Source organism: Streptomyces sp. NPDC001270 (assembly GCF_042896695.1).
In the GTDB taxonomy this organism is placed as follows: Bacteria; Actinomycetota; Actinomycetes; order Streptomycetales; family Streptomycetaceae; genus Streptomyces.
Window position 1 is genome coordinate 391,830 of the sequence record NZ_JBIAXM010000004.1, and the last position, 24,928, is coordinate 416,757.

Consider the following 24,928-nt stretch of genomic DNA (forward strand, 5'->3'; position numbering starts at 1 on the left):
GTCGCCGGTCACGTGACCGCCTCGCTCTCCGTCGTCGTCAGGCCGACCGCCGGGTGGTGGCAGGCCGCCGTGTGCGTGGCGGTGCCCGCCAGGACGGGCGCGGCCGTCCGGCACACCTCGCCCGCCAGGGGACAGCGGTCCGCGAACCGGCAGCCCGCGGGGAAGTCGGCCGGGGCCGGGACGACCCCGCGGATCTGCGTCATCCGTTCGGCCGCCGACTCCAGCGACAGCACGCTGCCGAGCAGCCCGCGGGTGTAGTGGTGGGCCGGCGCCGCCACCAGGTCCGCGGTCACCCCGCTCTCCACGATCTGCCCGCCGTACATCACCACCACCCGGTCGGTGACGTCCGCGACCAGCGCCAGGTCGTGCGAGACCAGGACCAGCGCGAAGCCCAGCTCGGCCCGCAGCCGCAGCAGCAGCTCCATGATCTGCGCCTGCACGGTCACGTCCAGGGCGGTCGTCGGCTCGTCGGCGACGATCAGCCTCGGATCACGGGACAGCGCCATCGCGATCAGGACCCGCTGGCGCTGCCCGCCGGACAGCTCGTGCGGATAGCTGCGCAGGGTGCGCTCCGGGTCGAGGCCCACCTGGGCGAGCAGGTCGGCGGCGCTGCGCCGCCCGCCGCGCCGTACCAGCTGCTTCAGCTGGGCGCGGACGGTCATCGCCGGGTTCAGCGAGGACAGGGCGTCCTGGTGGACCATCGCCATCTCGTGGCCGAGCAGCCGGCGCCGGACGCGCATCGGCTCGGCGAGCAGGTCCCGCCCGCCGAAGCGGATCTGGCCGCTGACCCGGGCGCCCCTGGGCAGCAGGCCCATCACCGCGAGCGCGGTCAGCGACTTGCCGCAGCCCGACTCGCCGACCAGGCCCAGGACCTCGCCGGGCCGCACCTCGAAGCTGATCCCGTCGACGACGTCCACACCGCCGTGCCGGTCGGTGAAACCGATGGCCAGGTTCTCCACCGCGAGCACCGGCTGCCCGTCCGGGCCGGGTAGCGGACGGGCCCGGGACCGCAGCCGCCGGGCGGCGTCGGCGAGGCCGGGCAGCGGCAGCACCTCGCCGCCGCCGGGCTCCGGCGCCTGGAGCCGGTCCTGGTGCTCCCGCGCGTCCACCTCGCGGGCCGCCGGTGCCGCCCAGGCGTCCGAGACGCCTTCGGCGAGGACGTTCAGGGACAGGACGGTGACCAGCATCAGCAGCCCGGGGAAGACGGTCGCCCACCAGCCGCCGGTCAGCACCATGTTCTTGCCGTCCGCGATGACGCTGCCCCACGAGGGGTCCGGCGGCCGGACGCCCGCGCCGATGAACGACAGCGACGCCTCGAAGACGATGGCCTCGGCGACCTGGACGGTGCAGAACACCAGCACCGGGGCGGCGCAGTTCACGGCGACGTGCCGCAGCACGATGTGCGGGGTGCGGGCGCCGATGACCCGTTCGGCCGTCACGTAGTCCTCGCCGTACTGGTCGAGCACGTTCGCCCGGACCACCCGGGCCACCGGCGGGGTGAACAGGAACGCGATGGCGCAGATCAGCACGCCGATGCCGCCGCCGAACACGGCGACGAGCACCGCGGCCAGCGCGATGCCGGGGAAGGCCATCACCACGTCGAGGCAGCGCATCAGCGTCTCGTCGACGGCCTTGCGGGAGGTGGCCGCCACCGCCCCGAGCAGCGCGCCCACCACGAGGGCGAGCGCGGTCGCGCCCAGACCGATGGCCAGCGACCAGCGCGCCCCGTACATCAGCCGGCTGAGGATGTCCCGGCCGAGGCTGTCCTGGCCCATCCAGTGCGCGGCCGAGGGGTGCCCGGTGCCGCCGGCCGGGTCCTGCTGGTCCAGCGGGTCGTCGGGGGCGAGCAGCGGCGCCAGCAGGGCGGCGAGGACCACGACGGCCAGGACGCAGACGGCGGTCTTCGACAGCGGCGGCAGCCGGCGCCAGCCGCGCAGCCGCAGGCCGGGCCGGGCCAGCCGTTCGGTGAGGCTCTTGCGCGTGAACATCAGGCCGCATCCCTCAGTCGCGGGTTGACGAGCAGGTAGAGGATGTCGATGACCAGGTTGACCACCACGAACCCGGCGGCCGTGGTCAGCACCACGCCCTGCACCACCGCCGGGTCGCCGTTCTGCACCGCGTCGATCATCAGCTTGCCCATGCCGGGCAGTGAGAAGATCGTCTCGATGACCACCGCGCCGCCCAGCAGATAGCCGACCCGCAGTCCGAGCACGGTCAGCGGGTTGACCAGCGCGTTGCGCAGCACGTTCCGGCCGACCACCACGTGCGGCGGCAGCCCGCTGCCGATCGCCGTCCGCACGTAGTCCTTGTCCAGCTCCTCCACCACGGCCGTCCGCACGATCCGGGTGAGCTGCGCGGCGACCGGCAGCGACAGCGCGAGCGCGGGCAGCGTCATCGTGCGCAGCCAGCCGGTGAGCGAGTCCGCCGGATTGATGTAGCCGCCGGTCGGGAACCAGCCCAGGTCCACCGCCAGGTACTGGATCATCAGCAGCGCCAGCCAGAAGGCGGGCGCGGCCACCCCGGTCAGCGAGACGACCCGGATGACCTGGTCGGGCAGCCGGTCCCGGTAGATCGCCGCGGTGACCCCGCCGATCAGCGCCAGCACCACCGCGATGCCCAGGCCCAGGAAGGTCAGCTGGAGGGTGAGCGGCAGCGCGGTGGTGACCTGGTCGACGACCGGCGCCCGGGTGAGCGCGCTGGTGCCCAGGTCGCCGTGGAGCAGATCGCCGACGAAGTGGACGTAGCGCACCGGGAGCGGGTCGAGCAGCCCGCCCCGTTCCCGGAACTCGTGCAGCTGCTCGGGCGTCGGGTTGGCCCCCTGGAAGAACGCGGACGCCGGGTCGACGTCGGAGAACCGCATCACCAGGAACACGAACAGCACGATGCCGAGCAGCAGCGGCACCAGCAGGGCGACACGGCGCAGCAGGATCCGGACGACGGCCGTCATGCCGTCAGACCCACTTGGCCTGGAGGAGGTTGATGCCGGGGTACGGCTGTGCCCTTATGCCGGTGAGCCGCTTCGGGTTCCAGGCCGTCATCAGCTCGTTGTGGACGACCGGATACAGCACGGCCTGCTCGGCGACGACGTCGATGTAGTCCTGGACCATCGCCCTCTTCCGGTCCGGGTCCGGCTCCCGGGTCGCCCGGTCCATGTCCTTGAACAACTGCCTGGCCACCGGGTCGCCCGCCCACCGGGTGTACCCCATCCACAGGTTGGTGGGCCCGTAGTTGTAATGCATGATCAGGTCGGCGTCGAGGCCGAACTGGTTGGGGTTCGAGGCGGCGGCGACGACCTGGTAGTCCTGCTTCTGGTCCATCTTGGTGAACACGGCCGTGGTCTCCTGCGGGGACAGCGTCGTCTCCACGCCGATCGCGTCCCAGGACGCCTTGACGGTCGGCAGGCAGTCGACGATCCAGCTGACGTTCACCGCGAGGATGTCGATCTTCAGGTTCTTCACCCCGGCGGCGGCCAGCAGTTCCTTCGCCTTGGCCGGGTCGTGGTCGTAGACCGTTCTGGCCCGCCGGTAGGAGGGGTTGCCCTCGTTGAGGAACGACGAGGACGGCTTGCCGTGCCCCTTCAGCGCGACCGCGACCATCTTCTCCGTGTCGATGGCGTAGTGCAGCGCCTGGCGCACCCGGACGTCGTCGAAGGGCTTGCGCGCGGTGTTGAACATCAGGAACAGGTTGTTCATCCCGGCCCCGCCCGCCACGTCCAGCCCGCCCTGCTCCAGCCGGGAGATGTTGGCGTACGGGATGTTGTCGGCGATCTGCGCCCCGGCGCTCGCCCCGGAGATCTTCGCCACGCGCGGGGCGGCGTCGACGATGGTCAGCCAGTTCATCTTCTTGAACGCGGGCCTGCGCGGGCCGTTGTAGTCGGCGAACGCCTCGAAGGTGGTGTTCGACTTCGGGTGGTGCGCGGTCTGCCGGTACGGGCCCGAGCCGATCGCCTTGCCCCGGATCGCGTCGTCCCACGCACCGGGCTGCGCGTAGACGTGCTTCGGCATGATCTTCGCGAGCGTCAGCCGGGAGAGCCCGTCGGGGAAGGGGAACTTGAGCACCAGCTCGACGTTCTGCGCGTCGACCTTGCGGACCTCCTGGAGCCAGCTCTCGAAGAAACCCTTGGCCAGGGTCTGCGTGTCCGGGTCGAGGATCCGGTCGAAGACGAAGACGACGTCGTCGGCCGTCACCGGCTTCCCGTCGTGGAACCGGGCGCCGGGGCGCAGCGAGAACCGCCAGGTGGTGGCGTTCGGATCGGCCGGCACCCGGGTGGCCAGCGCCGGGTACGGGTCCCGGGAGATCGGGTCGGTGTCCAGCAGCCCCTCGTAGATGTGGTTGTTGGCGGCCATGCAGAACGCGGACGCCGTCTGCGTCGGGTCCCAGCTGCCGTCGTTGCCGTAACCGATGACCGCGGTCAGCGTGCTGCCGCCGCCCCCGCCGCCGGTGTCGTTCGTCGACTGGGGCCCGGACGAGCAGGCCGCGAGCGACGAGGAGAGCGCGCCGGCCACGCCCAGCGCGCCGCTGTACTTCAGGAACGACCGGCGGTGCAGCGCCGGCCCGTCGTGGGTCACATCGTCGCGCACGGTTCCTCCAGAGGGTCCGGAACGGGGTTCTCAAGGGATACGGAGGGCGAGGGCAGGGCGAGGGAGGCACGGGGAGGGGACATGAGGAGGGGCGGGGGGAGGCGTCGGGACACGGGAACTGCTGCGGAAGCAGGCGAGGGGCTGAACGGATATCAAGCAGGATTCTGAACGGAAATCGAGCGATATGGGGGGATGAGACGGGATCCAGTCCTGGAGATACGACGTCCTACGTCCGGCCGATCAGCGCGACGATAGGAGGGTGCGTGGGACCGGTCAAGGGATCGCACACGAATGGCGTAGCCGCCAGAGGTCGCACCAATGGCACGGGGAAATGGCGGGAGTTGGTGCTGCCGCGGCCGGAGATGGGACGTGGGACGTCCGGTGCGCGTACGATGCGGCGCATGCCCGAAGGGGAGCCCCGGAACAGCCGGATACAGCGCGCGGTCGTCCAGTTGATCCTCGACCGCAAGCTCCGGCCCGGTGCGCCGCTGCCCACCGAGACGGAGCTGATGGACGCCCTCCGCGTCAGCCGCAACTCCGTCCGCGAGGCCCTCAAGGCGCTCCAGGCCCTCGACATCGTGGAGATCCGGCACGGCCACGGCACCTACGTCGGCCAGGCCGGCCTCACCCCCCTGGTCGACGGCCTGACCTTCCGCACCCTCACCCGGCACGACGACGACCCCGGCGCCCTGGCCGAACTGCTCCAGGTCCGCGAGGTGCTGGAGGAGGGGCTGCTCCGCCGGGTCGTGCCGGCGGTGACCGACCCGGCGCTCGACCGGCTGGAGTCGGTGGTGACCCGGATGGAGGCGGCGGGCCGGTCCGGCCGTCCGTTCCCCGAACTCGACCGCCAGTTCCACGAGTTGCTCTACGCCCCGCTGGGCAACGCCCTGGTGCCGCAGTTCCTCGGCGCGTTCTGGACGGTGTACCGGCGGGTCGCCGGCGCCCGCGGCTGGACCGACGACCCGGCCCCCGAGGTCACCGTCCGCCGCCACCGCGACATCGTTATTGCGCTGCGCGCCCGGGACGTCGCCGGAGCGCAGCACGCGATGGCCGTCCACTTCCGCGGCATCGAGTCACGCGCGGCACAGGAGTCCCGCGGGGTGGGGTGAGGCCCGGCGCCGGACGGAGGCCGGGCGGCGGGAGCAGCAGCGGGATGAGGGCACAATGGGGCCCATGAGTCTGTTCCGCGACGACGGCATCGTGCTGCGCACCCAGAAGCTGGGCGAGGCGGACCGGATCATCACGCTGCTCACGCGCGGGCACGGGCGAGTGCGGGCCGTGGCCCGGGGCGTACGGCGGACGAAGTCGAAGTTCGGGGCCCGGCTGGAGCCGTTCTCCCACGTCGACGTGCAGTTCTTCGCCCGCGGCAGCGAACTCGTCGGCCGCGGGCTGCCGCTGTGCACCCAGAGCGAGACCATCGCCCCCTACGGCGGCGGGATCGTCACCGACTACGCTCGCTACACCGCCGGAACGGCCATGCTGGAGACCGCCGAGCGGTTCACCGACCACGAGGGCGAGCCGGCCGTCCAGCAGTACCTGCTGCTCGTCGGCGCGCTGCGCACGCTGGCCCGCGGCGAGCACGCGCCCCATCTGGTCCTCGACGCCTTCCTGCTGCGCTCCCTCGCCGTCAACGGCTACGCCCCCAGCTTCGGCGCCTGCGCGAAATGCGGGATGCCCGGCCCGAACCGCTTCTTCTCGGTCGCCTCCGGCGGCTGTCTCTGCGTGGACTGCCGGGTGCCGGGCAGCGTCGTACCCTCGCCGCAGGCCCTGGTCCTCCTCGGCGCGCTCCTTACGGGAGACTGGGAGGCCGCGGACGCGTGCGAGCCGCGGTACGTCCGGGAGGGGAACGGACTGGTGTCCGCCTACCTGCACTGGCACCTGGAGCGCGGACTGCGCTCACTGAGGTACGTGGAAAAGTCATAGGTACGGCGTCGGCGAGAACGGCGCGGAAGTTGTAGAGGGAGACGAGAGCACATGGCCGTACGCGGGATCCTGGGACGCCAGCGCCGCGAGTACAAGTCACCGGAGCCGCACCCGTCCGGGGCCCGGCCGCCGAAGCTGCCCGGCGAGCTGGTCCCGCGGCACGTGGCGATCGTCATGGACGGGAACGGCCGCTGGGCCAAGGAACGCGGCCTGCCGCGGACCGAGGGACACAAGGTCGGCGCCGAACGCGTCCTCGACGTCCTCCAGGGCTCCGTCGAGATCGGCATCCGCAACATCTCGCTCTTCGCCTTCTCCACGGAGAACTGGAAGCGCTCGCCTGACGAGGTCCGCTTCCTGATGAACTTCAACCGCGACTTCATCCGCAAGACCCGCGACGAACTCGACGCCCTCGGCATCCGGGTGCGCTGGGTGGGCCGGATGCCCAGGCTGTGGAAGTCGGTCGCCAAGGAACTCCAGGTCGCCCAGGAACAGACCAAGGACAACGACCTGCTCACGCTGTACTTCTGCATGAACTACGGCGGCCGTGCCGAGCTGGCCGACGCCGCGAAGGCGCTGGCCGAGGACGTGAAGGCCGGCCGCCTCGACCCGGCCAAGGTCAACGAGAAGACCATCCAGAAGTACCTCTACTACCCCGACATGCCGGACGTCGACCTGTTCCTGCGTCCGAGCGGAGAGCAGCGCACCTCCAACTACTTGTTGTGGCAGAGCGCCTACGCCGAGATGGTCTTCCAGGACGTCCTGTGGCCCGACTTCGACCGCCGTGACCTGTGGCGTGCCTGCATCGAGTTCGCCTCCCGCGACCGCCGCTTCGGCGGCGCGATCCCGAACGAACTACAGCCCACGGACAACAACGCCCCCACCACCCCCTGACCCACGGGCCCCCCGCCCTCACCCCCGAGGGCACACCGTCCCACCCAGGGGCGCGGGGAACTGCGCGACCAGCCCCCACCCACCCGCACCCGACCACGCCCCGGAACGGCCACACCAATCACGGGTCGCCCTCACCCCCGAGGGCACACGATCCCACCCAGGGGCGCGGGGACCTGCGCGACCACCCCCCACCCACCCGCACCCGACCACGAACCCAACACTCCCCACCCCGCTCAACCTGCGGCGCACTCCGCACAGGTCCCAAAAACCTCCACCGTATGCGCCACATTCACAAACCCGTGCTCCGCCGCGATGCCCTCCGCCCACTTCTCCACCGCGGGCCCCTCCACCTCGACCGCCTTGCCGCAGGCCCGGCAGACCAGGTGGTGATGGTGCTCGCCGGTGGAGCAGCGCCGATAGACCGACTCGCCGTCGGAGGTGCGCAGAACGTCGACCTCACCGGCGTCCGCGAGGGTCTGGAGCGTGCGGTAGACCGTGGTCAGACCGACCGAGTCGCCCTTGTGCTTCAGCATGTCGTGGAGTTCCTGGGCGCTGCGGAACTCGTCGACCTCGTTCAGAGCCGCCGCCACGGCGGCCCGCTGACGGGTCGAGCGGCCCTTCACGGGCGGTCCAGCGGTCGTCACCGGTTGCCTCCTCGGATCAGCATCTGCCGGGTCATTGTGCCAGCCCGGCCTACGCTCAGTCAGACGCCGACCTCCTCGCTCGCCCCCCGGGTGACCGGAACCGTACGCTCCGCGGGGGCGCCGGCGGCCTGCGCGGCGGCGAGTGCCCGGGCGCGGCGCCGGGCCAGCGGCGTGGCCAGCGCGGTCAGCAGGACGAACGCGGCGATGGTCAGCAGAACAATGGTCGCACCGGGCGGCACGTCCTGGTAGTACGACGTGATCGTGCCGCCGATCGTCACGCTGACGCCGATGGCGACGGCGATCGCGAAAGTCGCCGCGAAACTGCGGCTGAGCTGCTGGGCGGCGGCCACCGGGACCACCATCAGCGCGCTTACCAGCAGCAGCCCGACCACGCGCATCGCGACGGTCACGGTGACCGCCGCGGTGACCGCCGTGAGCAGGTTCAGCGCCCGCACCGGCAGCCCGGTGACCCGGGCGAACTCCTCGTCCTGACTGATCGCGAACAACTGGCGGCGCAGACCGAGGGTGACCAGGACCACGAACGCGGCCAGCAGACAGATCGCCAGCACGTCGGACTGCGACACGGTCGACAGCGAGCCGAACAGGTACGAGGTCAGGTTGGCGTTGGAGCCGCCCGGCGCGAGGTTGATGAACATGACACCGCCGGCCATGCCGCCGTAGAAGAGCATCGCGAGGGCGATGTCGCCGCGGGTGCGGCCGTACCAGCGGATCAGCTCCATGAGGACCGCGCCGAGCACGGAGACGGCGGTGGCCATCCACACCGGCGAGGCGGACAGCAGGAAGCCGAGGCCGACGCCGGTCATCGCGACATGGCCGATGCCGTCGCCCATCAGGGCCTGCCGGCGCTGGACGAGGTAGATGCCGATGGCGGGGGCGGTGATGCCGACCAGGACGGCGGCGAGCAGGGCCCGCTGCATGAAGGCGTAGTTCAGGAAGTCCATCAGCTCAGCAGTCCCGTGCGGATCGGTTCGGCGTCGGCGGGGGCGTGCGGGTGCACGTGGTCGTGGCCGGGCCGGGGGTACCCGCTGCCCGAGGAGTCCGCGGGAGCGGGGTGACAGGCCGCGCGGGGCGGCGGGCCGTCGTGCGTCACGCCGCCGTCGCGCAGGACGACCGCCCGGTCGATCAACGGCTCCAGCGGGCCGAGTTCGTGCAGGACCAGCAGGACGGTGGTGCCCTGCGCGACCTGGTCGCGCAGCGTCCGGGCCAGCACCTCCTGGCTCGCCAGGTCGACGCCCGCCATCGGCTCGTCCATGATCAGCAGCTCGGGTTCGGCGACCAGGGCACGCGCGATCAGCACCCGCTGGTGCTGGCCGCCGGAGAGGGCGTCCACGGAGTCCCTCGCCCGGTCGGCCAGGCCGACGAGTTCCAGCGCGTGGTGCACGGCCGCGCGGTCGGCCCGGCGGAAGGGGCCGAACCGGCTGCGGGAGAGCCGCCCGGAGGCCACGATCTCGGTGACCGTCGCGGGGACGCCGCCGGCGGCGGTGGTGCGCTGCGGTACGTAGCCCACACGCCGCCAGTCCTCGAACCGCCCCTGGTCCGTGCCGAACAGTTCGACCGTGCCGGCGCTGAGCGGAACCTGGCCGATGATGCCGCGGATCACGGTCGACTTGCCGGAGCCGTTGGCGCCGAGCAGCGCGACGACCTCACCGCGGTGCACGGTGAGGTCGATGCCGCGCAGGACGGGGCGCGAGCCCAGCTCGGCGTGTACGCCGCGCAGGGATATGACGGGGTCGGGGTCGGGATCGCCGTTGCCACTGGTCGCGCCCATGTCGTCCTCCGTGCCGGTCGGTGCGGTCACTTGCTGCCCAGGGCGCTCTGGAGCGCCTTGAGGTTGGCTTCCTGGACCGAGAAGTAGTCCTTGCCGCGGGACTTGTCCGTGATGCCCTCGATCGGGTCGAGGACGTCCGTCTTCAGGCCCGCGTCGCCTGCGATGGTCTTCGCGGTCTTGTCGCTGACGAGCGTTTCGTAGAACACGGTGGTGACGCCGTCGGCCCGCGCCATCTTCTCAAGGTCCTTGACCCGGGCGGCACTGGGTTCCGACTCGGGGTCGAGGCCGTTGATGGCCTCCTCGGTGAGGCCGTAGCGCTCGGCGAGGTAGCCGAACGCGGCGTGCGTGGTGATGAAGACCTTGGTCTTCGTGTTCGCCAGGCCGTCCTTGAACTGCTTGTCGAGGTCGCCGAGCTTCTTGACCAGGGCCGCGGTGTTCTTCTTGTAGTCGGCCGCGTGGTCGGGGTCGGCCTTCTCGAAGGCGCTGCCGACACCCTGGGCGACCTGGGCGTAACGCACCGGGTCGAGCCAGATGTGCGGGTCCTCGCCGCCGGCCTCCTCGCCCTGCTCGGTGTCGTGTTCCGCCGCGTGCCCGCCGACCTCGTTGCCGTGCTTCTCCAGGGTGGTCAGGGAGGCGGCGTCGATCTTCGTCTTGATCTCGGACTGGGCCACCGCGTCGTCGACGGAGGGCTGGAGGTTCTTGAGGTAGAGCACCGCGTCGGACTCCTGGAGCTGCGCGGTCTGCTTGGCGCTGATCTCCAGGTCGTGCGGCTCCTGGCCGGGCTGGGTGAGACTGGTGACGTGGACGTGGTCGCCGCCGATCCGCTCGGCGAGGAAGGCCATGGGATAGAACGACGCGACGACGTCGAACTTCCCGGTGTCACCCGCCGCCGCGCTGTCGCTGGAGCAGCCGGAGAGGGCCACTATGCCGAGGGCGGTCGTGACGGCCGTCGGTACAGCGGCCGCGGGTATGAGGCGTCGTCTTGCGTTCATGAGAGTCATTTTCAACAAATATGGAAACCGTTGTCAACAAGCATCTGGGGAGGCTCCGCGGGCCCACCGATTTGGCCGAGGGGGAGCCTGCGCCGGTAACCTGAAGCATTCGCTGGAAGCATCTCGCTTCGTCGCCCGTCGTCGTAATGAAGAGAGCACCGTGGCCGCCGACAAGATCGACACCATCGTCAGCCTGAGCAAGCGCCGTGGCTTCGTATTCCCGAGCAGTGAGATCTACGGCGGCCAGCGCGCCGCCTGGGACTACGGACCGCTGGGTGTCGAGCTCAAGGAGAACCTCAAGCGCCAGTGGTGGCGCTACATGGTGACGTCGCGCGAGGACGTGGTCGGTATCGACTCGTCCGTCATCCTGGCCACCGAGGTCTGGGTGGCCTCCGGCCACGTCGCCACCTTCACGGACCCGCTGACCGAGTGCACCTCCTGCCACAAGCGGTTCCGCGCGGACCACCTGGAGGAGGCGTACGAGGCCAAGCACGGCCGCCTGCCGGAGCACGGTCTCGCGGACGTCAACTGCCCCAACTGTGGCAACAAGGGCCAGTTCACCGAGCCCAAGCAGTTCTCCGGTCTGCTCTCCACCCACCTCGGCCCGACCCAGGACACCGGCTCCGTCGCCTACCTGCGCCCGGAGACCGCCCAGGGCATCTTCACCAACTTCGCCCAGGTGCAGACCACCTCGCGCCGCAAGCCGCCGTTCGGCATCGCGCAGATGGGCAAGTCGTTCCGCAACGAGATCACGCCGGGCAACTTCATCTTCCGCACCCGTGAGTTCGAGCAGATGGAGATGGAGTTCTTCGTCAAGCCGGGCGAGGACGAGAAGTGGCAGGAGTACTGGATGGAGCAGCGCTGGAACTGGTACACGGGCCTCGGCCTGCGTGAGGAGAACATGCGCTGGTACGAGCACCCGAAGGAGAAGCTCTCCCACTACTCCAAGCGCACCGCCGACATCGAGTACCGCTTCAGGTTCGGCGGCAACGAGTGGGGCGAGCTGGAGGGCGTCGCCAACCGCACCGACTACGACCTGGGCGCCCACTCCAAGGCGTCCGGCCAGGACCTCTCCTACTTCGACCAGGAGGCCGGCGAGCGCTGGACGCCGTACGTCATCGAGCCGGCGGCCGGTGTCGGCCGGGCGATGCTCGCCTTCCTGCTCGACGCCTACGTCGAGGACGAGGCGCCCAACGCCAAGGGCAAGATGGAGAAGCGCACGGTGCTGCGGCTCGACCACCGCCTCGCCCCGGTGAAGGTCGCGGTGCTCCCGCTGTCCCGCAACCCCGACCTGTCGCCGAAGGCCAAGGGTCTCGCCCAGGCGCTGCGCCAGCACTGGAACATCGAGTTCGACGACGCCGGCGCGATCGGCCGCCGCTACCGCCGCCAGGACGAGATCGGCACCCCGTACTGCGTCACGGTCGACTTCGACACCCTGGAGGACAACGCGGTCACGGTCCGCGAGCGCGACTCCATGAAGCAGGAGCGGGTGTCGCTGGACCAGATCGAGGGGTACCTGGCCACGCGCCTGCTGGGCTGCTGACGCCAGGCGTCCCGCCTGCGCGCACACGAACGCCCACCCGCCACCCGGCTTCGGCCGGCCGGCGGGTGGGCGCCTTCGTACCGCTTACGTCCCTACGTCCCTACGTCACGTCCCTGCGGCTCTGCGCCGCTGACGTCTTGGTGCCGCTCACCGGCCCTGAAGCGCCTTGACGTTGTCGCCGAAGGTCCAGTTCTTCGACCCGTCCCAGTTGATCGACCAGGTCATCAGACCCTTGAGCGAGGAGCCGTAGTGCTGCCACGCCTGGGAGACCAGCGACGGTGACATGTAGCCGCCGCCCGCGCCGGACTGGGCGGGCAGGCCGGGCACCTGCTTGTCGTAGGGCACCTTGATCGTCGTGCCCTGGATCACCAGACCCCGGTTGAGGCAGTCGGTCTGCGCGGTGAAGCCCGCCACCGTGCCCGCCGAGTAGGAGTCACCCGAGCAGCCGTACATGCTGCCGTTGTAGTACTGCATGTTGAGCCACCACAGGCGCCCGTTGTCCGCGTACTTCTTGACGATGGGCAGGTAAGCGCCCCAGATCGAGCCGTAGGTGACGCTGCCACCGGTGACGTAGGCCGTCTCCGGGGCCATGGTCAGGCCGAAGTTCGAGGGCATCTGGGCCAGGATCCCGTCGATGATCCGGATCAGGTTGGCCTGGGACGTGGAGAGTTGGCCGATGCTGCCGCTGCCGACCAGCCCGGTCTCGATGTCGATGTCGATCCCGTCGAAATTGTACGTTTTCAAGATCGGGACGATCGTCGCCACGAACCGGTCGGCCACCGCGGCCGAGCTGAGGTCGATGCCGGCCGTCGCGCCGCCGATGGACAGCAGGATCGTCTGGCCGGCCGCCTTGGCCGCGCACATCTCCGCCGGTGTGGCCACCTTCACGCCGGCGTCCATGCCGTCCTCCCACAGCGCGGTGCCGTCGGAGCGGATCACCGGGAAGGCCGCGTTGATCACGTTGTAGCCGTGGCTCTGGATGCGGGAGTCGGTGATCGGGGTCCAGCCGAAGGGCGGGTGCACCCCGTTGGCGGAGCCGTCCCAGTTCTCCCAGTAGCCCTGGAGGACCTTGCCGGCCGGGCGGGACTTGACGGCACAGGTGTCGGCCGCGGACGCGGTGGGCGCGACGGCGACCGAGAGCGGGACGAGGACGGCCGCGGTCAGCGCGGCGGCGAGCAGCCGGAGTCGGCGGCGGACACGGCGGGTCATGCGGGGCCTCCCGGTGGGGGTGCGGTGAGGTGTCGTAGGCATGACAGTGCTCGTGGTCCAGACCTCTCGTCAATAGGTCTGGACCAAAATCCGCGCCGACGAGAGTGGCAGATGACAGCTGACAGATATTGAAATCTGTCAGCTGTCATGTCAGGGTGGACGCATGACGAAGCACATCCGCACCCTCGGAACCACCGGCCCCCAGACCTACGCCCTCGGCCTCGGCTGCATGGGCATGTCCGCGCTGTACGGCGAGGCGGACCGGGCCGAATCCATCGCCACCGTCCACGCCGCCCTGGAAGCGGGCGTCACCCTGCTCGACACCGGCGACTTCTACGCCATGGGCCACAACGAACTGCTGGTCGGCGAGGCGCTGCGCACCGCACCCGCGGCCCGCCGCGAGCAGGCGCTGGTCAGTGTGAAATTCGGCGCGCTGCGCGACCCGGACGGCAACTGGGCCGGACACGACGGCCGTCCGGCCGCCGTGAAGAACTTCGCCGCCTACTCGCTCAACCGCCTCGGCGTCGACCACATCGACATCTACCGCATCGCCCGGCTCGACCCGAACGTGCCGATCGAGGAGACGGTCGGCGCGATCGCCGAGCTGGTCGAGAAGGGGCACGTCCGCCACATCGGCCTGAGCGAGGTCGACGCCGGGACCATCCGCCGGGCCGCCGCCACGGCGCCGATCTCCGACCTCCAGTTCGAGTACTCGCTGATCTCCCGCGGTATCGAGGAGGAGATCCTGCCGACCACACGGGAACTGGGCATCTCCGTCACCGCGTACGGGGTGCTCTCCCGCGGGCTGATCTCCGGCCACTTCACCCGGGACCGGCAGCTCGCCGCGAACGACTTCCGGGCCTTCGCGCCCCGCTTCCAGGGCGACAACCTCCAGCACAACCTGACCCTGGTCGAGGCGCTGCGCGAGGTCGCCGAGCAGAAGGGCGTGACGGTCGCCCAGATCGCCATCGCCTGGGTGCTCTCGCGCGGCGCGGACATCGTGCCGCTGATCGGCGCCCGCACCCGGGAGCGGCTGGCGGAGTCGCTGGGCGCGCTGGACGTCACGCTCACCGAGGCGGACCTGGCCGCGATCGAGGAGGCCGTCCCCGCGGACGCGGCCCGGGGCGACCGCTACCCGTCCGCGCAGATGTCCCACCTCGGCTCGAAGTAGTGGCCGCGGTGCCGGGTACGGTCTAGGGCATGTCACCGACCACCGAGACCCTGACCGCCGAGCGGATCCTTGCGGCGACCGAGGAGGTACTGCGCCGCCACGGTCCGGCCAAGGCCACCGTGGTGGACGTGGCCCGCGCGCTCGGCGTCAGCCACGGCAGCGTGTACCGGCACTTCCGGACCAAGGCCGCGCTGCGGGAGGCGGTGACGAAACGGTGGCTGGACCGCACCTCGGAGGCGCTGTCCGGCATCGTCGGCGCGGACCGTGCCCCGGAGTCCCGGCTGCGCGACTGGCTGGCCGGACTGTTCGCGGCGAAGCGGCGCAAGGCCCTTGCCGATCCGGAGCTGTTCGACACCTACACGGTGCTGACCAAGGAGAACGTCACGGCGGTGGGCGAGCACCTGGACGAACTCACCGCCCAGCTGACCCGCATCGTCCAGGACGGCGTCGACGCCGGCGTCTTCACCGTCCCGGATGCCGCCGTGGCGGCCCGCGTCGTCTTCCAGGCCACCAGCCGCTTCCACGACCCGGCCCACGCACGGGACTGGGAGCAGCCGGGCATCGACGGCGAGTTCACCGCGATGATCGACCTCCTGCTACGCGGCCTCACCTCACCCACCCCCTGACGCCCCCGCCCCGGAAGGGGCCGGCCGCTTCGGAAGGGGCGCGGGGAACGGCGCGACCAGCCACATCCCAGCCGCACTCACCCCCACTCCACGGCCCCTACGGCGTATACCCCACAACCCCAGGACTGGACCCGGGCGCGGACTACTCCGGATCCACCGTCGCCCCATGAACCTCCGCCAGATGCTCCTCCGCCTTCAGCCACGGCAGGAACTGCGCCCGCTGCTGCCACCCACAGGTGTCACACCTGATCACCCGCTGCGCCCCCGTCCCCCGCACCCTGACCACATGCTCCCCGCCGTGCTGGTCCCGACGGCTCACCTTGCTCGTGTTGATCTGCGGCATGACGTCTCCAACGTCCGTCCAGGGGGAGTGCGGTCCGGATATCCCAGCGGATATCGCGGCGGATGGTGCGGCGGTTTGTGCAGCGGCTGGTGCAGCGGATGGCGATGACGCAGCAAGGAGTGTGCAGGAAGACCAACATCAACAGGAAACCTTTCACAGCGAGTTGGCCAAGCTGTGTCCTGCCGCTTTGCCCCGCGTGGGCCCCGTTCAGCTCACCGCCCGCGGCAGCCGCAGACTGAGCAACCCGGTCAGCACCACCCCGCCGAGCTGCGACCCTAGGAACGCCCGGGTGCGCCCACCGCCTCCAGCACCTCGGTCGTCTCCAGCCGCTCGGCCGTCCGCAGGGCGGTCCCGCGGGCCCAGCGGCCACTGGTCAGCGCGCCCAGGACGAGCACCAGGGCACCGCACAGCGTGAGGATCCACCAGCCCGGCCGCGCGGCCGTGTCGAAGGCCGTCCCGAACCCCGAGGCGCCGATACCGGCCGCCAGCACGGCCCCGATCACCGCGACTCCCAGCGTCTGCCCGAGCTGCCGGCTGGTGGAGGCGACGGCCGCCGCGACGCCCGCCTGGGCCCGTGGCATGCCGGACACCGCGGTGTTGGTGATCGGCGCGTTCACGAAGCCGAAGCCGATGCCGAACAGCACGAAGCCCGCGAACCTGGTGATGTCCGAGGTCTCCGCGTGGAACGCGGCGAACAGCACGCCGGCCGTGGTCATCGCGACGCCCGCGATCAGCAGGGGCAGCCGCGGCCCCCGGCTGCCGACCAGCCGCCCGGACAGCGGTGCGCACAGGAACGTCGGTGCCGCCATGGGCAGCATCCACAGCCCGGCGTGCAGCGCGTCGAGGCCGCGCACGCTCTGCAGGTACAGGGTCGACAGGAACAGGAAGCCGCCCAGCGCGGCGAAGGCGCTGATCGCGATGACGGTGGCCCCGCTGAACGGTGCCGACTTGAAGAAGCGCAGGTCGATGAGGGGTTCCGGGCGGCGGGGCTCGTACCGCAGCAGCGCCGCCAGGGCGAGCACGGCGACCGCGGCGAAGGGCAGCACGGTGGCGGCGCCCGAGTTCGGCGCCTCGATGATGGCGTACGTCAGCGCGCCGAACAGCGCGATCACCAGCAGCTGACCGACCGGGTCGGGGCGGCGGGGCTTGGGGGCGCGGGACTCGGGCACGTAGCGCAGGGTGAGCAGCAGGGCGGCGATGCCGACCGGGATGTTGACCCAGAAGATCGAGCGCCAGCCGACGGAGTCCACCAGCAGGCCGCCGACCAGGGGGCCGGCGGCCATGGATATGCCGACCACGGCTCCCCAGGCGCCGATGGCCCGGGCGCGCTCGCGCGGGTCGGTGAAGGTGTTGGTGATGATCGACATGGCGACCGGGTTGAGCATCGAACCGCCGACCGCCTGGATCATGCGGAAGGCGATCAGCGACTCCAGGTTCGGCGCGAGGGAGCAGAGCAGCGAGCCCGCGGTGAACAGCACCAGGCCCGCCATGAAGACCCGTTTACGGCCGATCCGGTCGGCGGTGGAGCCCGCGAGCATCAGCAGCGAGGCCAGTACCAGCGTGTACGCGTCAATGGTCCACTGCAGCCCCGAGGTGGTGGCGTGCAGTTCACGCTGCATGGACGGCAGGGCGACGTTCAGGATCGTGTTGTCCAGACTCACGATCAGCAGGCTCATGCAGCAGATCGCGAGGATCAGCGAACGTCGGCGCGGGCTCAGCTGGTGCATGGGCTCCATCGTACGTCGAAACTGATAGTGCGGCTAACTAATGAGTGATGCATGATCCTGCGGGCGCCACCCGTTCGCGGGTTGTCCACAGGCCGCGGGGAGCATCCGGCGGAGTGCGGGACAATGGGGCAATGCCCACGCCGTCGACCCTCTCCGAGTCCCCGCTCCGCATCGGCCCGCACACCGTGCGCCCGCCCGTCGTGCTCGCCCCCATGGCCGGGATCACCAACGCGCCGTTCCGCACCCTGTGCCGCGAGTTCAGCGGCGGCAAGGGGCTGTTCGTGAGCGAGATGATCACGAGCCGGGCACTGGTCGAGCGCAACGAGAAGACCATGCAGCTGATCCGCTTCGACGCGGCCGAGCAGCCGCGCTCCATCCAGCTGTACGGCGTGGACCCGGCCACCGTCGGCAAGGCCGTCCGCATGATCGCGGAGGAGGACCTGGCCGACCACATCGACCTGAACTTCGGCTGCCCGGTGCCCAAGGTGACCCGCAAGGGCGGCGGCTCGGCCCTCCCGTACAAGCGCAACCTGCTGCGGGCGATCCTGCGCGAGGCCGTGGCCGGCGCGGGCGCGCTGCCGGTGACGATGAAGATGCGCAAGGGCATCGACGACGACCACATCACCTACCTCGACGCCGGGCGGATCGCGGTCGAGGAGGGCGTGACGTCCATCGCGCTGCACGGCCGCACCGCCGCCCAGCACTACGGCGGCACGGCGGACTGGACGGCCATCGCCCGGCTCAAGGAGCACGTGCCGGAGATCCCGGTGTTCGGCAACGGCGACATCTGGTCGGCGAAGGACGCGCTGCGGATGGTGCGCGAGACCGGTTGCGACGGGGTGGTCGTGGGGCGCGGCTGCCTCGGCCGGCCGTGGCTGTTCGCGGACCTGGTCGCCGCCTTCGAGGGGCGCACGCAGGACATGGTGCGGCCGTCCCTGCGCGAGGTCGCCGACGTCATGGTCCGGCACGCGGGCCTGCTCGGCGAGTGGCTGGGCGACGAGGCGCGGGGCGTGATCGACTTCCGCAAGCACGTCGCCTGGTACCTGAAGGGCTTCGCGGTCGGCTCGGAGATGCGGGGGCGCCTGGCGATCACCTCGTCCCTCGCGCAGCTCCGCTCCGGCCTGGACGAACTGGACCTCGACCAGCCCTGGCCGGCCGGCGCCGACGGACCCCGCGGCCGCACGTCCGGCAACAACCGGGTGGTCCTCCCGGACGGCTGGCTGACCGACCCGTACGACTGCGCGGGCCTCACCGAGGACGCGGAAGTGGACACCTCGGGCGGCTGACGCCCCCTCGACAGCCCCCGGTGCCGGTCCGACACTGAGCGGCGTGGGGGACAGCGCGATATGGGTGGCGGTGCTCACCGGCGGTACGGCCGTGCTCGCGAGCTGGGTGACCAACCGCGGCACCATCCGGGCGGCCAGGGCACAGGCGGAGGCGTCGGCCGCGGCCGAACGGGTCGAGCGGGCACGGGAGTTGCGGCGGGCCGCCTATCTGGAGCTTATGGCCCGGGCCCATGACCTGGGCGAGCTGTACCGGAAGGTGGTCGACGCACGGTTCCAGCTCGGCGAGGGCGACGCCTACGTGGCCCGGGTCCAGGAGCTGCGGCAGTCCGTGCGGGAGGCGTACGACCCCCTGATGGGCTGCGTACGGGCCGTCGCCCTGGAGGGACCGGCCCAGGCGGCCTCGGCGGCCCAGGCGGTGCTGGGCGCGGCGACCGAGGCCAGCCGGTCCCTGTGGCACGTGTCCCGGGGCGAGCCCGGCGCACGGGCCCGCTTCGAGGACGCCCGGGCGACCTACGCGGACCGCCTGGAAGGGTTCGTGGACGCGGCGCGCGCCGCGGTGGAGGCGACCTGAGGGCCCGGATCCGCGGGCGCCGTGCCGCCGCGCTCGTCCGTTCCCGGCCGGTCATCCCCTCCTGGGATGCGGGGTCGAGCCGTACGCCGTCAGGAAGCGGTCGCGGAAGGCGCTCATCCGCCACACCGGGGCGTCGTGCGCCGGGCGCAGCCCGGCCGTCCAGTCCCAGCCCGCGATCCGGGCGAGCACCTTCGGATCCCGGGCGACGACCGAGACCGGCACGTCACGGCCGGCGTGGTCGCCGCTGACCCGGGCGATGGGCTGGTGGTCGCCGAGGAAGACCAGCACGGTGTCGTCGGTGCCGTAGCGCTCCAGCCACTGGGTCAGAGCGGTCACCGAGTACTGGATGGACCTGCCGTACTCCTCGCGGGACCTGGTGGTGTCGGACATGACGTCGGCCGGCCTGCTGCCCGCCGCCTCGATGCCCGCGAAGACCGAGCCGTCGCCGAGCCGGTCCCAGTCGACCAGCTGCGGGATCGGCGCCCACGGCTGGTGGCTGGAGGTCAGGATGATCTCCGACATCAGCGGCTTGGCGCGGTGCTTGCCGTGCACCCGCTGCTGGAACTGTTCGAGGGCGTACTGGTCGGGCATCGTCGACCAGCTGAACTTCGGCCCCCGGTAGCCCAGTTGGAAGGCGTTGTAGACCTTGTCGAGGCCGTAGTAGCGCTGCTCGGGCCAGCCCTTCTGCACGCCCGGCATGATGCCGACCGTGTCCCAGGCGCCGGTCTTCCGGAACGCCTTGGTGAGGCTGAGGTGGTCGCCGGCCATCACGGTGCGGTAGCGCTGCTGGTTGTCGACCCACAGGCCCGACAGGGCGGTGGAGTGGCCGAGCCAGCTGCTGCCGCCGTAGGTCGCCGAGGTCAGCCAGCCGCTCCTGGCGTGGAAGCCGGCCGCGGCCAGGGCCGTGGTGTCCGCGGCGAGGGTCCGGTCCACGCCGGGCGCCGTGATCGGGTCCTCCACCGCGCTGCGGCCGTAGCTCTCGACGAACGTGAAGATCACGTCCTTGCCGCGCAGGGCGGTCAGCAACTGGTCGGGGGGCGTGTTCCCGAACGCGTCCGCCGCGGCCGTCCGCCGGAACTCCGCCTCGTCCCGCAGGGTGTCCGCGACCTGGCGGACCTGGCTCCCCACGGCCGTGGTGATCCGGTCCGTGGCGACCGGCACGCCGGAGATCCGCAGGCCGAAGGCGGCGCAGGTGATCCAGGCGACAGCGGCGATCAGGGTGCCCCTGGTGGCCCGGCGGCGGTGCCGGGCGAGCAGGCCGGCCAGCCGGACGGCGGCCAGGACGAGCAGCACGGACAGCAGCAGGACGCCCGCGGCGACGCCGGCCGCGGCGACGCGGGTGGCGGTGCGGCCGAGCGAGTCCTCCAGGTACGACTCGGCGTCGGCGAGCAGGCTCCAGTCGAGCACGGGGTTGAAGCGGCGGCCCAGGTACTGGCCGAAGCCCATGTCGAGGAGGTTCAGCACGGTCGTCGCGCCCAGCACGAGTCCGGCCAGCCCGGCGACCGCGATGCGCGGCCCGCGCGGCAGCGCCGGGACCAGGGCCGCGCAGACGACCGCCTCCGCCGGTATCCGCGCGAACTGCGCCGGCCCCAGCCCGACGACGGTGTCCGGCAGCAGCAGCGCCGCGAGCACCAGCACGGCGGAGAGCACGTGCAGGACGACGGACAGCCCGCGGCCCGCACCCGGATGGGCCGCCCACCACTCCCGAAGCCCCCGGAGCCGACGCCCGGCCCGTGTCCCGCCGACGGACAGGCCCACGACCCGCCGGACCCAGGACGCGCCCCGCCCCGCGACACCGACCCCGCCACGGCCTTCGACCCCGCCACGGCCTTCGGTCCCGTCCTCGCCCCCGCCTTCCGCGACGCCCTTCCTCCCGGGACCGGGGCCGGGAGCGGGAGCGGTTCCGGCCGTCCCCGGTCCGGGATCGGCCTCCGGCGGGGCAGTCGTCTTCGGCCGGCGGGTGTTCGTGTGGTGGGGCAAGCCGGGGGTCCTTCCGCGCGTGGCCCGTGCTGGGGACGGCGGGCCACGCGCGGCGGCCGGGCCGGAAGTCTCCCGGCCCGACCGCGACACTCGGCCCGCCGTCATCCCGTACGGCCCGCAGCCCGCGCCCGTTCACCGCGCTCGGCAAACACCGGGCAAACGCCCCGCCGGACCTCCCGCTACACCCCGCCCACCGCGGTGAGCAGTGCCAACGGCGCCGCCGCCGACCGCGATTCCCGTACGCACGCGTGCGGATAGGGGACCGGCTCCGGGTGGCTGTCGCGGCCGTAGCCCGCGAGCACCTCCGGCAGCCGGTGCCCGGTCGCCGAGGCCGCGTCGAGCAGGCCGTGGGCGACCGCGCGGGCCTCGTCGTGCAGGCCGTAGCGGGCCAGGCCCAGGGCGATCAGGGCGTTGTCGTGCGGCCAGACCGAGCCGCGGTGGTAGGAGAGCGGATGGAAGGCGGGCTGGCCGGCGGCCAGGGTCCGGACGCCCCAGCCGGAGAAGAAGTCCGGTTCCAGGAGCCGGCGGCCCACCAGTTCGCCGTACTCCTTGTCCAGCAGCCCGGACCACAGCAGGTGCCCGGCGTCCGAGGCCAGCGCGTCCAGTTGCCGGCCCTCGCCGTCCAGCGCGAGGGCCGGGAAGGAGCGCTCCGGCATCCAGAAGTCCCGCTGGAAGCGGTCGCGCAGATCGGCCGCCGCCTCGCGGAGCAGGGCCGCGTACGTCTCGTCCCGCCACACCGTGCGGGCGATCCACGCCGTGCGGCGCAGCGCGTCGTACGCGTACCCCTGGGCGCCCGCCGCCATCACCGGCCCGCTCGGGCGGGTGCCGTCGGCCGAGCAGATGGCACCGGGGGAGTCCTTCCAGTTCTGGTTGGCGAGCCCGCCCCGGTCGGCGCGGTAGACCAGGTAGCCGCGCGAGGTCAGCCCGCCGTGGTCCAGCATCCAGCCGATCGCCGCCCGCGCGTACGGTTCAAGGCGGGCGGCCATGGCCGTGTCACCGGTCTGCTCGACGTACGCGCCGAGCAGGACGAGGAACAGCGGCGTCGCGTCCACCGCGCCGTAGTAGCGGGCGAACGGCACCTGCCCGAAGTGGGCCAGCTCGCCGTGCCGCACCTCGTGCACGATCTTGCCGGGCTGGGCCACCGGGCCCGCGCCGTTCTCCGTCGCCTGGGTGGCGGCGAGCGCGGGGAGCGTGGCGGCGGCCAGCCGGGGCCGGTAGGGGAGGGCGAACAGGGCGGTCAGCAGGGCGTCCCGGCCGAGCAGCGTCAGGAACCAGGGGGCGCCCCCCGCCGGTACCCGTAACTCCTCGCCGTCCGGTCCCCGGGCCGGCACCTGGAGCGCGGCGAGGTCGGCGAGCCCCCGGGCGCACGCCGCCGCCAGCTCCGGCCAGCCCGTCGGGAAGGCCACGCCCGCCATGAACTCCCCCTCCAGCGCGAGGAGTTGCTCGTTCACGGCGGCCGGGGAGCGCGGGACGCGCAGCGCGCGCTTCTCGCCGTGCGGGCGGGCCATCACCCGCAGCACCAGGTCCGTCGTGCCGTGCGGTTCGAGGTCCAGGGTCCACACCAGGCGGCGGGCGCCGGTGCCGGTCTCCTCGACGCCGTCCGGGGCCGGCTCCGCCGTGATGGTCGTACAGGACCGCCACTCGCCGCGCCGGTAGGCGAACTCCACACCGTCGTCGAGGACGTGCCGGGAGCGCACCGCGCCGCCCTTGTGGTACGTGCGGTGGTCGGCGCGCAGCTCGAACTGGTCGGTGAAGTCGGCGTCGGCGGTGATCGCCAGCCGCACCGTGGTGGGCACCGGGCGGTTGCTGGTGACCTGGAGCGACTCCACGAACGAGCTGTCGCCGACGGCCTGTTCCCGGAAGAGGGTGTGCGCGGGCGGCTCCTGCCGGCCGCCGCGCGGGACGAGCACGCAGCGCGCCCCGTCCCCGTCCGCGACCGGGGCCAGCGCCTCCGGCACCGCCCCGTCGAGGGTGAGCTGCCAGCGGCTGAGGTGCCGCGCGTCCCGGACGAACAACCCGTCCGGGGAGGCGCCGCCCCGTACTCCGCTGATGTCGCCGCCGTCACCCACGGCGGCGAACGTCGTACCGTGCACGAGCAGGTGCTGCCGGTCCGTCATCACCGGTCCCCTCCCTTGTCACTCCTGTCGAACGTGCCGGTGCGTGTGGGGGACACACCCTGTCCGGGACGGGACTCCGCCATGACCGGCCGCGGCCGGGACGTCGGGGGTGTGTGGAGCAGGTCGAGCGTGAGCGCGGCCGTCCAGCTGAAGCCGGGCGCGCCGCAGGCCGCGCCGGTGTACGGGTCGACGTACTCGGCGAACCCGGTCCCGTCGGCCGTGCTCACCAGCGCCTCCCGCAGCGCGTCGGCCCGTACCGGCTCACCGTGCGCCCGCAGTCCGCGCTCCACCAGCCAGCCGGTGTTGAACCAGGCCGGGCCGCGCCAGTAGCGGTGCGGGTCGAACGCATCGCCGAGCAGGTCGTAGCTCGGTACCAGCCGGGTCGCCGTGCCGAGGCCGAAGTGCGGGCCGGTGAGGGTGCGCACGAGGGCCGCCGCGATGTCCGGCGGCAGGCCGGGCAGCAGGAGCGGGACCAGCCCGGAGACGCTGCGCTCCGGGATCAGCCCCGCCCCGCGCAGGTCCCGGCAGAAGAACATGCCGCGCGCCGGGTCCCACAGCCGTTCGACCAGGGCCGCGGTCAGCCGCTCCGCGCGCGCGCGGCGCGCCGTGCCGGCCGCGCCCAGCTCGCACGCGATCCGGGCCAGCGCGTGCTCGGAGGCGATGAGCAGCGCGTTGAACGCCGGGTCCTCGACCGCGAACCGCCCCTGTCCGTCGGCGTAGGAGCCGTCGCGGTAGTCGGTCGCGAGCCGCACGTAGCGCCCGTAGTCCAGATCCGTCGGCCGGTCCTCGGCCGCGCCGTGGTCGAGGTCGGCGCGGCGGAAGGAGCGGGCCGGGGCGGGCCTGACCCGGGAGAGCGGGGCGTCCCAGCAGGGGCTGTTGTCCATGCCCTGTTCCCAGGGGTGCACGACGGACGCGAGGCCGCCGCCGCCCAGGTCCCGCCGGTGCAGCAGATAGCGGTGCCAGGCGGCGAGGCGCGGGTAGACCCGGGCCAGGAAGCCGCGCGCCCGCGAGAGGCCCGGGTCGGCGCGGTGCACCAGCCAGGCCGCCAGCGCGTGCACCGGTGGCTGCACGATGCCGGAGGTCTGTACCGTGCGCGGGGCGCCCGCAGCGCGCCCCGCGGTCGAGGAGCGCCAGAAGTCGGGGCTCGGGAAGTAGGCGTCGAGCGGTACGGAGGGGTTGAAGACGATGTGCGGAACGCGTCCGTCCGCCCACTGGGCGGCCAGCAGTGTCTCCAGCTCCGTCTGGGCCCGTAACGGCGAGACGTGCCGCAGGCCGATCGCGATGAACGCCGAGTCCCAGGACCACTGGTGCGGATACAGGGCGGGCGAGGGCACCGTGGACGTGCCGGTCCAGTTGTCCTCCAGCACGCGTGCCGCCCTGACCTGCAACGACCCGGCCGGGGGCGGGGGAGCGTCCACCGCGGGCGGCGGATCGTATACGGCCTGGTACGGGGCTGTGCGCTGCGCCTGGTACGCCGCGCGGTGGGCAGTGAGCTGGGCAGTGCGATCCACTCGGGGCTCCCCGAAGACGTCCGGC

21 protein-coding genes are annotated in these 24,928 nt (G+C 72.0%); 8 read left to right on the forward strand and 13 right to left on the reverse strand.

Annotated elements, in window-relative coordinates; all coding sequences use genetic code 11:
• Positions 1–8: 8 nt before the first annotated feature.
• The 3 genes from ACFY2B_RS09910 to ACFY2B_RS09920 are packed head-to-tail and all read right to left on the reverse strand — an operon-like array spanning position 9 to position 4,580.
• Positions 9–1,988: a dipeptide/oligopeptide/nickel ABC transporter permease/ATP-binding protein gene (locus tag ACFY2B_RS09910; protein WP_390762622.1), complete on the reverse strand. Its 1,980-nt coding sequence runs from the start codon at positions 1,986–1,988 to the stop codon at positions 9–11.
• On the reverse strand, positions 1,988–2,947 hold the full coding sequence (locus tag ACFY2B_RS09915; protein WP_390762623.1) for an ABC transporter permease: 960 nt from the start codon (positions 2,945–2,947) through the stop codon (positions 1,988–1,990). The genes ACFY2B_RS09910 and ACFY2B_RS09915 overlap by 1 nt, the downstream gene beginning before the upstream one ends.
• A gap of 4 nt (positions 2,948–2,951) precedes the next feature.
• Positions 2,952–4,580: an ABC transporter substrate-binding protein gene (locus tag ACFY2B_RS09920; protein ID WP_390762624.1), complete on the reverse strand. Its 1,629-nt coding sequence runs from the start codon at positions 4,578–4,580 to the stop codon at positions 2,952–2,954.
• Positions 4,581–4,972: 392 nt separating this feature from the next.
• Here ACFY2B_RS09920 and ACFY2B_RS09925 point away from each other — a divergent pair, with 392 nt between their 5' ends.
• The 3 genes from ACFY2B_RS09925 to ACFY2B_RS09935 all read left to right on the forward strand — a co-directional run bounded on the left by ACFY2B_RS09925 (position 4,973) and on the right by ACFY2B_RS09935 (position 7,394).
• Complete coding sequence (locus tag ACFY2B_RS09925) at positions 4,973–5,689, forward strand: FadR/GntR family transcriptional regulator (protein WP_390762625.1); 717 nt, start codon at positions 4,973–4,975, stop codon at positions 5,687–5,689.
• Between the two features lie 64 nt (positions 5,690–5,753).
• Entirely contained in the window at positions 5,754–6,503 is a 750-nt protein-coding gene (recO, locus tag ACFY2B_RS09930; protein ID WP_376531496.1) for a DNA repair protein RecO, read from the forward strand.
• Between the two features lie 51 nt (positions 6,504–6,554).
• Positions 6,555–7,394, forward strand: coding sequence for an isoprenyl transferase (locus ACFY2B_RS09935; protein ID WP_390762626.1), 840 nt, complete (start codon positions 6,555–6,557; stop codon positions 7,392–7,394).
• 233 nt (positions 7,395–7,627) lie between these two features.
• On the opposite strand, the gene ACFY2B_RS09940 is transcribed toward ACFY2B_RS09935, so the two are convergent.
• The 4 genes from ACFY2B_RS09940 to ACFY2B_RS09955 are packed head-to-tail and all read right to left on the reverse strand — an operon-like array spanning position 7,628 to position 10,819.
• On the reverse strand, positions 7,628–8,038 hold the full coding sequence (locus tag ACFY2B_RS09940; protein WP_376531500.1) for a Fur family transcriptional regulator: 411 nt from the start codon (positions 8,036–8,038) through the stop codon (positions 7,628–7,630).
• 59 nt (positions 8,039–8,097) lie between these two features.
• Positions 8,098–9,000: a metal ABC transporter permease gene (locus ACFY2B_RS09945; RefSeq protein ID WP_390762627.1), complete on the reverse strand. Its 903-nt coding sequence runs from the start codon at positions 8,998–9,000 to the stop codon at positions 8,098–8,100.
• Positions 9,000–9,827 carry a metal ABC transporter ATP-binding protein gene (locus ACFY2B_RS09950; RefSeq protein WP_390762628.1) on the reverse strand — a complete coding sequence of 276 codons (828 nt, stop codon included), beginning with the start codon at positions 9,825–9,827 and terminating at the stop codon, positions 9,000–9,002. The genes ACFY2B_RS09945 and ACFY2B_RS09950 overlap by 1 nt, the downstream gene beginning before the upstream one ends.
• A gap of 26 nt (positions 9,828–9,853) precedes the next feature.
• Entirely contained in the window at positions 9,854–10,819 is a 966-nt protein-coding gene (locus ACFY2B_RS09955; RefSeq protein WP_390762629.1) for a metal ABC transporter substrate-binding protein, read from the reverse strand.
• A gap of 160 nt (positions 10,820–10,979) precedes the next feature.
• Between ACFY2B_RS09955 and ACFY2B_RS09960 the strand changes: the two genes are divergently transcribed.
• On the forward strand, positions 10,980–12,362 hold the full coding sequence (locus ACFY2B_RS09960) for a glycine--tRNA ligase (RefSeq protein ID WP_390762630.1): 1,383 nt from the start codon (positions 10,980–10,982) through the stop codon (positions 12,360–12,362).
• Positions 12,363–12,509: 147 nt separating this feature from the next.
• On the opposite strand, the gene ACFY2B_RS09965 is transcribed toward ACFY2B_RS09960, so the two are convergent.
• Positions 12,510–13,571, reverse strand: coding sequence for a chitinase (locus ACFY2B_RS09965; RefSeq protein WP_390762631.1), 1,062 nt, complete (start codon positions 13,569–13,571; stop codon positions 12,510–12,512).
• A gap of 163 nt (positions 13,572–13,734) precedes the next feature.
• On the opposite strand from ACFY2B_RS09965, the gene ACFY2B_RS09970 reads away from it, so the two are divergent.
• Both ACFY2B_RS09970 and ACFY2B_RS09975 read left to right on the forward strand, forming a co-directional pair.
• Positions 13,735–14,742 (forward strand): aldo/keto reductase, encoded by a 1,008-nt coding sequence (locus ACFY2B_RS09970; RefSeq protein ID WP_390762632.1) that lies wholly within the window; start codon positions 13,735–13,737, stop codon positions 14,740–14,742.
• A gap of 29 nt (positions 14,743–14,771) precedes the next feature.
• Entirely contained in the window at positions 14,772–15,368 is a 597-nt protein-coding gene (locus ACFY2B_RS09975; protein WP_390762633.1) for a TetR family transcriptional regulator, read from the forward strand.
• A gap of 142 nt (positions 15,369–15,510) precedes the next feature.
• On the opposite strand, the gene ACFY2B_RS09980 is transcribed toward ACFY2B_RS09975, so the two are convergent.
• Both ACFY2B_RS09980 and ACFY2B_RS09985 read right to left on the reverse strand, forming a co-directional pair.
• The gene (locus ACFY2B_RS09980) at positions 15,511–15,711 is read right to left on the reverse strand and encodes a hypothetical protein (protein ID WP_390762634.1); all 201 of its coding nucleotides are present in this window, start codon (positions 15,709–15,711) and stop codon (positions 15,511–15,513) included.
• Positions 15,712–15,986: 275 nt separating this feature from the next.
• Positions 15,987–17,438 carry an MFS transporter gene (locus tag ACFY2B_RS09985; protein ID WP_390762635.1) on the reverse strand — a complete coding sequence of 484 codons (1,452 nt, stop codon included), beginning with the start codon at positions 17,436–17,438 and terminating at the stop codon, positions 15,987–15,989.
• Positions 17,439–17,569: 131 nt separating this feature from the next.
• On the opposite strand from ACFY2B_RS09985, the gene dusB reads away from it, so the two are divergent.
• Positions 17,570–18,724, forward strand: a complete 1,155-nt coding sequence (gene dusB, locus ACFY2B_RS09990) for a tRNA dihydrouridine synthase DusB (RefSeq protein ID WP_390762636.1) — start codon at positions 17,570–17,572, stop codon at positions 18,722–18,724.
• Positions 18,725–18,767: 43 nt separating this feature from the next.
• Positions 18,768–19,295, forward strand: a complete 528-nt coding sequence (locus ACFY2B_RS09995) for a hypothetical protein (protein WP_390762637.1) — start codon at positions 18,768–18,770, stop codon at positions 19,293–19,295.
• Positions 19,296–19,346: 51 nt separating this feature from the next.
• Here ACFY2B_RS09995 and ACFY2B_RS10000 read toward each other — a convergent pair whose 3' ends face one another.
• From ACFY2B_RS10000 to ACFY2B_RS10010, 3 genes are all read right to left on the reverse strand, one after another.
• Entirely contained in the window at positions 19,347–21,275 is a 1,929-nt protein-coding gene (locus ACFY2B_RS10000; protein ID WP_390762638.1) for a CDP-alcohol phosphatidyltransferase, read from the reverse strand.
• Between the two features lie 179 nt (positions 21,276–21,454).
• Positions 21,455–23,392, reverse strand: a complete 1,938-nt coding sequence (locus tag ACFY2B_RS10005; protein WP_390762639.1) for a glycogen debranching N-terminal domain-containing protein — start codon at positions 23,390–23,392, stop codon at positions 21,455–21,457.
• The gene (locus tag ACFY2B_RS10010; RefSeq protein WP_390762640.1) at positions 23,392–24,903 is read right to left on the reverse strand and encodes a hypothetical protein; all 1,512 of its coding nucleotides are present in this window, start codon (positions 24,901–24,903) and stop codon (positions 23,392–23,394) included. Before ACFY2B_RS10010 ends, ACFY2B_RS10005 begins: the two co-directional genes overlap by 1 nt.
• Between the last annotated feature and the right edge of the window lie 25 nt (positions 24,904–24,928).